This is a genomic window from Rhodococcus sp. TAF43, from assembly GCF_052113525.1.
In the GTDB taxonomy this organism is placed as follows: domain Bacteria; phylum Actinomycetota; class Actinomycetes; order Mycobacteriales; family Mycobacteriaceae; genus Prescottella.
On the sequence record NZ_JBFRDL010000084.1, the window covers coordinates 1 to 10,635 of the forward strand.

General features: G+C 69.9%; 9 protein-coding genes. 3 read left to right on the top strand and 6 right to left on the bottom strand.

Going from position 1 to position 10,635, the window contains the following annotated elements; all coding sequences use genetic code 11:
* Positions 1-252: 252 nt before the first annotated feature.
* Both AB4Z09_RS28005 and AB4Z09_RS28010 read left to right on the top strand, forming a co-directional pair.
* Entirely contained in the window at positions 253-639 is a 387-nt protein-coding gene (locus tag AB4Z09_RS28005) for a hypothetical protein (RefSeq protein WP_442241261.1), read from the top strand.
* 10 nt (positions 640-649) lie between these two features.
* Positions 650-1,621: a TauD/TfdA dioxygenase family protein gene (locus AB4Z09_RS28010; protein ID WP_114718436.1), complete on the top strand. Its 972-nt coding sequence runs from the start codon at positions 650-652 to the stop codon at positions 1,619-1,621.
* A 3-nt stretch (positions 1,622-1,624) separates the two neighbouring features.
* Here AB4Z09_RS28010 and AB4Z09_RS28015 read toward each other — a convergent pair whose 3' ends face one another.
* Together AB4Z09_RS28015 and AB4Z09_RS28020 are read right to left on the bottom strand one after the other, a co-directional pair.
* The gene (locus tag AB4Z09_RS28015) at positions 1,625-2,659 is read right to left on the bottom strand and encodes an NADP-dependent oxidoreductase (protein WP_174909113.1); all 1,035 of its coding nucleotides are present in this window, start codon (positions 2,657-2,659) and stop codon (positions 1,625-1,627) included.
* Between the two features lie 33 nt (positions 2,660-2,692).
* On the bottom strand, positions 2,693-4,822 hold the full coding sequence (locus AB4Z09_RS28020) for an ABC transporter permease (RefSeq protein ID WP_442241262.1): 2,130 nt from the start codon (positions 4,820-4,822) through the stop codon (positions 2,693-2,695).
* A gap of 89 nt (positions 4,823-4,911) precedes the next feature.
* Between AB4Z09_RS28020 and AB4Z09_RS28025 the strand changes: the two genes are divergently transcribed.
* Positions 4,912-5,655, top strand: a complete 744-nt coding sequence (locus AB4Z09_RS28025; RefSeq protein WP_254622854.1) for a TetR/AcrR family transcriptional regulator — start codon at positions 4,912-4,914, stop codon at positions 5,653-5,655.
* Between the two features lie 10 nt (positions 5,656-5,665).
* On the opposite strand, the gene AB4Z09_RS28030 is transcribed toward AB4Z09_RS28025, so the two are convergent.
* From AB4Z09_RS28030 to dapC, 4 genes are all read right to left on the bottom strand, one after another.
* Positions 5,666-7,072, bottom strand: coding sequence for an acyl-CoA synthetase (locus tag AB4Z09_RS28030; protein WP_429516465.1), 1,407 nt, complete (start codon positions 7,070-7,072; stop codon positions 5,666-5,668).
* Between the two features lie 25 nt (positions 7,073-7,097).
* Complete coding sequence (locus AB4Z09_RS28035; RefSeq protein WP_442241263.1) at positions 7,098-8,066, bottom strand: proline dehydrogenase family protein; 969 nt, start codon at positions 8,064-8,066, stop codon at positions 7,098-7,100.
* Entirely contained in the window at positions 8,063-9,712 is a 1,650-nt protein-coding gene (gene pruA, locus AB4Z09_RS28040) for an L-glutamate gamma-semialdehyde dehydrogenase (protein WP_442241264.1), read from the bottom strand. Before pruA ends, AB4Z09_RS28035 begins: the two co-directional genes overlap by 4 nt.
* Positions 9,713-9,911: 199 nt before the next feature.
* On the bottom strand, positions 9,912-10,635 hold a 724-nt coding region (gene dapC, locus AB4Z09_RS28045; RefSeq protein ID WP_442241265.1), incomplete at its 5' end, for a succinyldiaminopimelate transaminase.

The following is a 10,635-nucleotide window of genomic DNA, read 5'->3' on the forward strand; positions in this document are numbered from 1 at the left end:
GCCGCAATGTGGTCGAACGCCAGTTTTGCCATGTGAAACAGTGGCGCGGCCTGGCCACTCGCTACGACAAACTTGCCATCGTCTACCGATCCGCAGTGGTCTTGAACGCCATCATCGCCTGGACACGGCATTTGTCAGACATGCCCTAGCCGTCGACGAGTATTGACGGTTTAAGGCCACGGCCTCGACCGGTGCCGCCAGGAGATCCTCGACGAGTGGGCGCGGCAGGGTCTGGCGCCCACGCCGCGTCAGGTGGTCGAGGCCCTCGTCCAGCCACTGGCCGCGCAGACCCTCGGCCGCCCCGGCAGCCGCTACGCCCGATTCCTGGTCCAGGCCACCTTCGATCCCGCGCTCGCCGACATCATCCAGAAGCACATGAGCGCCAAGAGTTTCCGGCACGTGCACGACCTGCTCGTCAACCTCGCCGAGGTTCCCCGGGAGGTCGCGGCCTGGCGGGCGTCCGACGCGATCACCCTCGCCATGGTCACTCTCGCGATGCGGGAGGGCCAGGATCGCACGCCGCGACAGACGGCCGCGATCGTCTCGGATCTCGTCGACATCTGCGTGGCCGTGCTGACCGCACCGATGTCGCCGGAAACCACCGAAATCACCGGAGACCCCGCCACCTTCGATTCCTGAGGAGTCCGCCATGACCGTCTCGTCCACACCACAGGCGTTCCACACCAACATCGCGCCCCGGCCGACGGATCCGTTGGCCGCCTTCGGCCCGCTCGTGGCACCCCGGACCGCCGGGGCCGCGCCGACCACCGAAGACCGGCCCTACGAACTGTTCTCGCTCGATCCGCAGACCCCCACGATCGGTGCGGAGATCTCCGGGATCCGACTCGACGGCGACCTGTCCGACGAGGTGCTCGCCGAACTGCGCCGCGCGCTGCTCGAGTGGAAGGTGCTGTTCTTCCGCGACCAGGACATCGACCGCGCCGACCACCGCGCGTTCGCGGCCCGATGGGGCGATCTGGAACAGCACCCGTTCTTCAAGTACACCCAGCCCGGCCAGAGCGACACGGACGTCGCCACCCTCGCGAAGGACGCGATGGCGATCGGTGTCGAGAACCTGTGGCACAACGACGTCACCTGGCACGAATTCCCCTCGTTCGCAGCCGTTCTGCGCGCGGTCGAGATCCCACCGGTCGGCGGCGACACGCTGTGGACCGATACCGCCGCGGCCTACGATCTCCTCCCCGAGGACATCCGGGCGCGGATCGACCACCTCGACGCCGAGCACGACTGGATCAACTCGTTCGGCCGCGGCATGCCGCCGGAGGCCGTGGAGATGCTCCGACCGAACTTCCCCGCGGTGACGCACCCGGTGGTGCGGGTCATCCCGGAGACCGGCCGGCGCGTGCTGTTCGTCAACATCGGCTTCACGCAGCGCATTCTGGGTGTGTCGGAGCAGGAGTCCAACGAACTGCTGACGATGCTGTACCGGCACGTGCAGCGTCCCGAGTTCCAGGTCCGGCTGCGGTGGCGGACCAACACGATCGCGTTCTGGGACAACCGGACCTGCCAGCACTACGCGGCCAGCGACTACTACCCGGCCCGCCGGGTCATGGACCGCATCTCGATCGTCGGCGACAAGCCGGTCGGCATCCCGGCCTGACCGTCACTCGTCGTCCGGGCCCACCCGGACGACGAGCTTGCCGAAGTTCGTGCCGTGCAGCATTCCCAGGAACGCGGTCGGCGCATTCTCCAGTCCGTCGACGACGTCCTCCCGGTACTTCAGCCGGCCCTCTCCGATCCACCGGGAGGCGTCGCGTTCGAAGTCCGCGTACATCTCCCGGACGAACTCGGACTGGATGAAGCCGCGGACGGTGAGGCTCTTGACGAGAACCAGCCCCATGAATCCGGGCAGCCGGTCCGGCCCCTCCGGCACGGCAGCGGCGTTGTACTGGGCCACCAACCCGCACACCGGGATTCGCGCATACAGGTTGAGCAGCGGCAGCACCGCGGCGGTGACGGCGCCGCCGACGTTCTCGAAGTAGACATCGATGCCGTCGGGGACCGCCGCGGTCAACTGCTCGGCGAAGTCCGGTGCGCGGTGGTCGATCGCGGCATCGAACCCGAGTTCGTCCCGCACGTACGCGCACTTGTCCGGACCCCCGGCGATCCCGACCGCCCGCGCGCCGTGGATCTTCGCGATCTGACCCACGGCCGACCCGACCGGACCCGACGCCGCGGCCACCACGACGGTCTCCCCCGGCTGCGGGCGCCCGATCTTCAGCAGGCCCGAGTACGCGGTGAATCCGGGCATGCCCAGCACACCGACCGCGGTGGACAGCGGCGCGCGGTCCGGATCCAGGATCCGCACCGCGTCGCCGTCCACCACGGCGTGCGACTGCCAGCCGGAGTACGCGAGCACGTAGGCGCCGGGCTCGATCCGCGGGTGCCGGGACTCGACCACCTGCGACACCGTGGCGCCCACCATGACGTCGCCGACCTCCACCGACGCGGCGTACGACTCGGCGGCGCTCATCCGGCCGCGCATGTACGGATCCAGCGACAGATACACGGTGCGCAGCAGGACCTGGCCGTCCTGCAGCGCGGGCAGGTCCACGGTCTCGGTGCGGAAGTTGTCGGCGGTCGGCTCGCCGTGCGGACGTGAGGCGAGGACGATGCGGGTGCTCGTGACGGCGCTCATAACCGAACGGTACGCCCGCTCGCCTTGCCCCGGTCAGATCCGCACGGCCACCTCGACGGCGTCGTCGTCAGGTGCGGGCGCCTGCACCGGCTCCGCCGCCGGCAGCGGGCGGACCCTGTCGATGACCACGACGCACAGCAGGGAGATGACACCCCAGATCGCGAAGGTGATCAGGTGCGAGCCGACGGCGTCGCCGCCGAAGTACAGGATCGACCGCACCGATTCGACGGCTGCCGGCATCGGCAGGACGTCGTGCAGGAACCGGAAGACCGCGGGCTCCATGTRGATCGACAGCGCACCACCGGAGGCCGGGACACCGAGGAACATCAGGATCGCGACGACGGGCAGCACCGCCAGTAAGCCCAGCAGACGCACGAAGACGGTCGTGAACAGCGCCGTCGCGACGATCRCCACGATGCCGGCGCCGACCAGTGGCAGGAAGTGCCCGTCGACGGCGCCGACGAGCGGGCCCGCGATCAGCCAGACGACGACGGACATGAACACCGCCCACCCGGCGATCACCGGCAGCAGCTTGCGCAGCCCCATCACCATCGGCGCGGCACTCGACGCGACGATGACGATCATGAAGCCGGCCATGATCCAACCCATCGCGACGTACAGGCTCACCGTGCCCATCGTGTCCCCGGCATCGAGCGAGGCGACGGTCTCACCGGACATCGGCACCTGCTGTCCCGTCGCGATCTGACCGAACACGCGCTCCACGACCTGCTTCTGGCTGACACCGGCGGCCTCGTTGGTGATCAGGGTCGCGGAGGGATTCTCGGCGGACGGCAGCACGTAGGCGGCCACCACGGTCCGGTCCTCCACCTGCGCGCGGGCCGCATCGACCGAGTCGGACGCATGCAGGTCGAACAGGCCGGGCATGCTCCGATCCAGACCGCCCACTGCCTGCTCGGCCTGCTCGGCATTCGCCGCGACCACCGCGACGGGCATGTCCTGCGGCGCCGGTTGGTACATGGCGCCGAGCATGAACGAAATCATCATCACGACCATGCCCAGCGGGAAGAACGCCAGCGTGGCGTAGCGAATCCGGTTGCTGGCGGGACGCGGGCCCGCGGTCAGCGACTGCATGGTCACCTCCGGCGTCCCGGCGTCCGGGTTGCGACGACGCTTCAGCGCGTCGATGCCGAGCGTCGCCGCCAGCGCGAGCAGTGTGCCGACGACGAGGACCGTCAGGTGTGTGCCGACACCGTCGCCACCGAAGTACAGGACCGAGCGCAGCGCCTCACCGGTGGCCGGTGTCGGCAGGAAGCTGTGCAACGTCGTGTAGAACGACGGCATCGTGTGGACCGACATGCCCATGTTCGACGCGGGCACGCCGAGCACCATCAGGAACAACATGCCGGCCAGGACGGCCATCGGGCCGAGGATCCGGGTGAGGAACAGCTGCACGGAGCCGACCGCGAAGACCGCGAGCCAGGAGATGCCCAGGATCACCGCGGTGTTCCCCTCCACCGCACCGAGGACCGGCCCTGCGACGAGCCACACCAGCCCGGCGATCAGCGCGGACCAGCCCGCGAGGATGGGCACGAACCGGCGGAAGCGCAGCAGTTCCGGCGAGTTCGACAGCATCAGGCTCAGCGGCATGTAGCCCGCCAGCATCAGCGCCGTCGTCATGAACATCGCAGTGAGGCCGGCGCTGTCGTTGTCGGGTAGCGGGGCCAGGTCCTCGGTCTGCAACGTGAGGCCCTGCCCCACCACCTCCGGCGCCAGGAGTCCGGTGACGGTGCCGACCTGGGACGCACCGGCCGCGGTGGCGGTGTACACCGTCGCGCTGCCCTCACCCGGGTCCGAGAGCACCACCGATCCCGCGACCTCGCGGTCGAGGACCAACTGCCGGGCGTCGGCATCGGTGGCGACCACCCGAACGTCGACCGCGGACGGGTTCTCGGCAGCGAGGGCGTCGGCGAACTGCTCGGCCTGCGGCGCGGGACCCGCGACGGCGATCGGCATGTCGTGCGGCGTCGGCGCGTGCATGGTCGCCAGGTAGCCCGTGATCATCATCCCGACCATCAGGAACGGGAGCAGGACCATCGCGACGTAGCGACCGATCCTCTCCTTCTTGGCCCGGGCCGGATCGGCCTCGGTCTCGAGGGTGTGCCCCGGAGGACCGTCGGTGGTCGCCGTGGATGTGGATGTCACAGTCGTGCTCCCGCTACTCGTTGTCCGTGCATGAACGCGTCGATCCGAACCGACACCCAAAAATTACGCCGCCTGACTTAAATTAGACAATGATCGAGGCGGTGACGTTCGTCCCACCAGGGCACCGCAGCCGCGACTCGGCCCACGGTCACGGCGAGAGGGGAACCACATTGGGACAGCACGGCGACCGGGTGCGCAATGCCCTGCTGGACGCGGCCGAGGAGCTGTACGCCACGGACGGCATCGACGCGGTCTCCAACCGGCGTATCGCCGAACACTCCGGCAACGCCAACCATTCAGCGGTGAGCTATCACTTCGGCGGCCGCGACGAACTGGTGCGGGCGCTGCTCGATCGCCACACCGAGTACGCGCGGGCTCGGCGCGCCGAACTGGTCGCCGAACTCGGCGACGACGCCCCGATCACCGGCCTGCTGGCCTGCCTGATCCTGCCGTTCACCGATCTGCTGGCCGCGCGTCCCGCCCCCAGCTGGCGGGCACGGTTCCTGCAGCAACTACGCACGGTGCCGTCCGTGGCCGCCTCGGTCGCCGAGTCCGTCACGGCAGATCCGCTCACCGACCACCTGATCCACCGGATCCGGGCGCACTTCTCCGCGGTCCCCGAACCGATCTTCAACGGAAGATCCTGGATGCTCGGACGCACGGTGATCGACGCGTGCGCGGAGTACGAATCCCGGGTCCAGGTGGAACCCACCCCAGCGGACTGGACGGGCCTCGGCTACTTCCTCATCGACGCCTGCGCGGGCATGCTCGGCGCCCCGGTCACCCACCCCGGTGACTTCCTCGGGGAGTCGAAGGTGACGTACCTGTTGTAGCGGCGTCGCCTCAGGCGAGCAGCTTCTTCTGCACCTTGCCCATCGCGTTGCGCGGCAGGCCGTCGACGATGCGGACCTCGCGGGGCCGCTTGTGCACCGACAGCTGACCCGCCACGTGCGCGATGAGGGCCTCCTCGTCGAGGCCCTCCCCCACGACGTACGCGACGATCCGCTGCCCCAGGTCGGCGTCCGACAGTCCCACCACCGCGGCCTCCTTCACGCCCGGATACCCGAGGAGCGAGGTCTCGACCTCGCCGGCGCCGATGCGGTAGCCGCCGGACTTGATCAGGTCGGTGGATTCGCGGCCGACGATGCGGTGGAAGCCGCCCTCGTCGATCACCGCCACGTCACCGGTCTTGAACCACCCGTCCTCGGTCCACGACTCGGCGGTCGCGTCGGGGCGATCGAGATAACCGTCGAACAGCATCGGCCCGCGCACCTGCAGGCCGCCGATGCTCTCGCCGTCGTGCGGGACGTCGCCGCCCTGCTCGTCGCGCAGCCGGGTCTCGACGCCGCGCACCGGGGTGCCCACCCAACCGGGCCGGCGTTCGCCGTCGACGCGGGTACTGAGGGTGAGCATGCTCTCGCTCATGCCGTACCGCTCGACCGGGGCGATGCCGGTCAGCTCCTGCAGCCGCTCGAACACCGGCACCGGCAGTGCCGCGCTGCCCGACACCAGGAGCCGGGCGCCGCTCAGCGCGCGGGCCGACTCCTCGTCCTCGACCACGCGCGACCACACGGTCGGCACCCCGAAGAATAACGACCCGCCCGCCTTCGCCGCCTCCGCGTACGCCTGCGGCGTCGGCTTGACGGTGTGGATCAGCCGACTGCCGATGCGTAGCGGGCCGAGCACACCCAGAATCAGTCCGTGCACGTGGAACAGCGGAAGGCCGTGCACCAAGATGTCTTTCGATGTCCAGCCCCATACCTCGGCGAGGGCATCGACGCCCGCGGCAATCGCGCGGCGGCTCAGCAGCACACCCTTCGGTGGGCCCGTCGTGCCGGACGTGTAGAGCACGAAAGCGGTGGACGAGGGGTGCGGTTCGGGATGCGAGTGCCAGTCACGGGCGTGCACCCGGACCGGCACTACCGGCAGGTCGCTCCCCTCGGGTGCCTGCCCCAGCCACGCCTGCGCCCCGGAGTCGGACAGGATGTGCGCCAACTCGTCCGGGCCCGAATCCGGTGGCACCGGGACGACGGTGACGCCGGCGAGCAGGCAGCCGACGATCGCGACCACCGTCGAGGCCGACGGCGTGGCCAGCACAGCGACCCGCTGGGCGCCGGTGATGCGCTTGGCCAGCGCTCCGGCAGCACCGAGGATGTCCGTGCGCGAGAGTGTGGCGTCGCCGACCCGGACGGCGTCGGGCATGTCGTCGCCGCGGGCGACTGCGAGAGGATTCAGCGAACTGAGCAGCACGACGCCCACTGTCTCACATCGCGCGTCAGCCCCGGGTGAGCGTCGAGCGAAGGAAGAACGTCAGGTTCGACGGCCGCTCCGCGAGTCGGCGCATGAAGTAGCCGTACCACTGCCCGCCGTACGGCACGTAGACGCGCACGCGCCGTCCGGCGTCCACCAGGCGAGCCTGCTCCAGGTCCCGGATCCCGAACAGCATCTGGTGTTCGAAATCGTCAGGCCCCCTGCCCGTCTCGCGAACCAGGTCGTCCACCGACGCGATGATCGCCGGGTCGTGGGTCGCGACCATCGGGTAACCGTCCCCGCGCATCAGGATCGCCAGACACCGCCCGTACGACGCGTCGACGTCCGCCCGGGACCGGAACGCCACCGACTCCGGTTCGCGGTACGCACCCTTGCACAGCCGGATCCGTGAGCCGGCCCCCGACAGGTCCCGGCAGTCGCCCTCCGTGCGTCGCAGGTACGCCTGCAGGACGGTCCCGAGCCACGGGAAGTCGGCCCGCAGCTCGCGCACGATCGCCAGTGTGGAGTCGGTTCGGGTGTGGTCCTCGGCGTCGACGGTGACCGCCGCCCCGTGCTCGCGCGCGGCCGCACAGATCGTCCGGGCGTGGTCGAGCGCGATCTTCTCCCCGTCCACCGGCAGGCCCTGTCCGAGCGCGGACAGTTTCACCGACACCTCGATCGGGCGCACGACGGCGTCCCGAACCTGCGGCAGGCGGCCCAGTTCGGCCAGCAGCTCGAGGTACGCGACGACGGTGTCGCGCGACTGGGCCGGGTCGAGCGTGTCCTCGCCGAGGTAGTCGATGCTCACCGCCCGTCCCGCGGCCAGCAGGGTCGACGACGCCGCCATCGCGTCGGCGAGCGTCTCCCCCGCGACGAACCGGCGCACGATCGACTTCGTCACCGGCGCGCGCGTCACCGCGCTCTTGACCCGCGCCGACCGGGCGGCGGCGAGGATCGCCGGCCGCAGCGGATTCGACAGGACCGACGGTGTCATCGACCGGTCCCGGGTTCCATGTGCGGGTAGCGGTAGTCGGTCGGCGGAACGAAGGTCTCCTTGATCGTGCGGGCCGAGACCCACCGCAGCAGGTTCAGCGGCGAGCCGGCCTTGTCGTTGGTGCCTGACGCGCGCGCACCCCCGAACGGCTGCTGACCCACCACCGCCCCGGTCGGTTTGTCGTTGACGTAGAAGTTCCCGGCCGTGTATCGCAATGCGGCCGAGGCCTGTTCGATCGCGGCCCGGTCGTCGGCGACGACGGCGCCGGTCAACGCGTAGGCCGACGCCGTGTCCACCGCGGTCAGCACGTCCGCGAACGCGTTCGGCGCCGAGTCGTCGTACACGTGTACAGACAGGATCGGGCCGAAGTACTCCTTGGACAGCGCCTCGTCGCGCGGATCGTCCACCAGCAGCACGGTGGGCCGGACGAAGTAGCCGACGCCGTCGTCGTACTTGCCGCCCACCGCGATCTCGACTCCGGCCGCGCCCCGCGCCCGCTCGATCGCCGCGACGTTCTTGTCGTAGGCGCGCCGGTCGATCACCGCGCCGCCGAAGTTCTCCAGATCGCTGACGTCGCCGTAGGTGAGTGCGTCCACCTCGGCCAGGAACTGGTCCTTCATCCGCGACCACAGCGACCGCGGGATGTAGGCGCGCGACGCCGCCGAACACTTCTGCCCCTGGTACTCGTACGCGCCGCGGATCAGCGCCGTCGACAACACCGCGGGATCGGCGGACGGATGCGCCACCACGAAGTCCTTGCCGCCGGTCTCGCCCACCAGTCGGGGATAGCTGCGGTACCGGTCGATGTTCGCGCCGACCTCGCGCCACAGACGGTGGAAGGTGGCGGTGGATCCGGTGAAGTGGATGCCGGCCAGTCGCGGATCGCTCAGTGCCACATCCGACACCGCGAGGCCGTCACCGGTGAGCAGGTTGATCACCCCGGGCGGCAGTCCGGCGGCCTCGAGCAGGCGCATCGTCCAGTACGCGGCCAGGGTCTGGGTGGGCGACGGCTTCCAGATCACGGTGTTACCCATCAGCGCCGGCGCGGTCGGCAGATTGCCGGCGATCGCGCTGAAGTTGAACGGCGTGATCGCGTACACGAACCCCTCGAGCGGCCGGTACTCGAGCCGATTCCACACCCCGGGCGACGAGACCGGCTGATCGGCGAGAATCGCCCGGGCGAAGTGGACGTTGAACCGCCAGAAGTCGACCAACTCGCACGGGGCATCGATCTCGGCCTGCTGCACCGACTTGGACTGACCCAGCATCGTCGCGGCGGCCAGCGTCTCGCGCCACGGACCGGACAGCAGGTCCGCCGCCCGCAGCAGCACCGCGGCCCGCTCGTCGAACGGCAGGTCCCGCCAGGCCGGCGCGGCCGCGGTCGCGGCGTCGATCGCCGCGCGGGCGTCGTCGTAGGTGGCGTTGGTGATCGTGCCGAGGATCGAGGAATGCCGGTGCGGTTGAACCACTTCCATCGCCTCACCGCTGCCCGGTCGGTGCTTGCCACCGATCACGTGCGGGATCTCGATCGCGGCGGACATGTGATCCGCCAGCGACTTCCTCAGACGATCGCGTTCGGGGCTCCGCGGCGCGTAGGAGTGGACCGGTTCGTTGTGCGGCGCCGGTACCTGCGTGACGGCATCCATGCTGCCCTCCTGCCCTCGAGCTGGGTGACTGCAACCAAGCTCAGGCTACGCCCGACACTGCCTCCGGCGCCCCGCAACAAGTGCGCGAAGCGTCGGAACCTGCGCCCCACTTTCCGCGACAAGTGCGCAAAACGCGAGAACGCGGGCCCCACGCGCGCGAGAAGTGCGCAAAACGTGAGGACCCGGGTGCCCGGTGTGGTCAGGACAGACGCGCTGCCGCCGCGGCGATCCGCTCGTCGGACGCGGTGAGGGCGATCCGCACGTGCTTCTGCCCGCGCGGGCCGTAGAAGTCTCCCGGCGCGACGAGGATGCCGCGCTCGGCGAACCAGTCGACGGTGTCCCGGCAGTCCTCACCGCGGGTGGCCCACAGGTACAGCCCGGCCTCCGAGTCGTCGACCGTGAAACCTGCTCCACGGACCGCGGCGAGCAGGACGTCGCGACGACGCCGGTACCGCTCACGCTGCTCGGCCTCCTGCTCGTCGTCGGCGAGCGCAGCGGCCATCGCGGCCTGTATCGGCGTCGGCATCATCATGCCCGCATGCTTGCGGACCTCGAGCAGTTCGGCGATCAGCGCCGGGTCGCCCGCGAGGAAGCCGGCCCGGTAGCTGGCGAGGTTCGACGTCTTCGACAGCGACTGGATCGCGATCAGGCCCGTGTGGTCGCCGTCGCACACCCGCGGGTCGAGGATCGAGACCGCGTCGGCGTCCCACGTCAGACCCAGGTAGCACTCGTCGGACGCGACGATCGCTCCCCGCTCGCGCGCGAACGCGACGACCTTGCGCAGGTGTTCGACCCCGAGCACCTTGCCGGTGGGATTCGACGGCGAGTTGACGAAGATGAGTGCCGGATTCTCCGGGCCCAGCTGCGCGGTCCCGTCGGCCCGCAGCACCCGCGCACCGGCGAGCAGCGCGCCCACCTCGTAC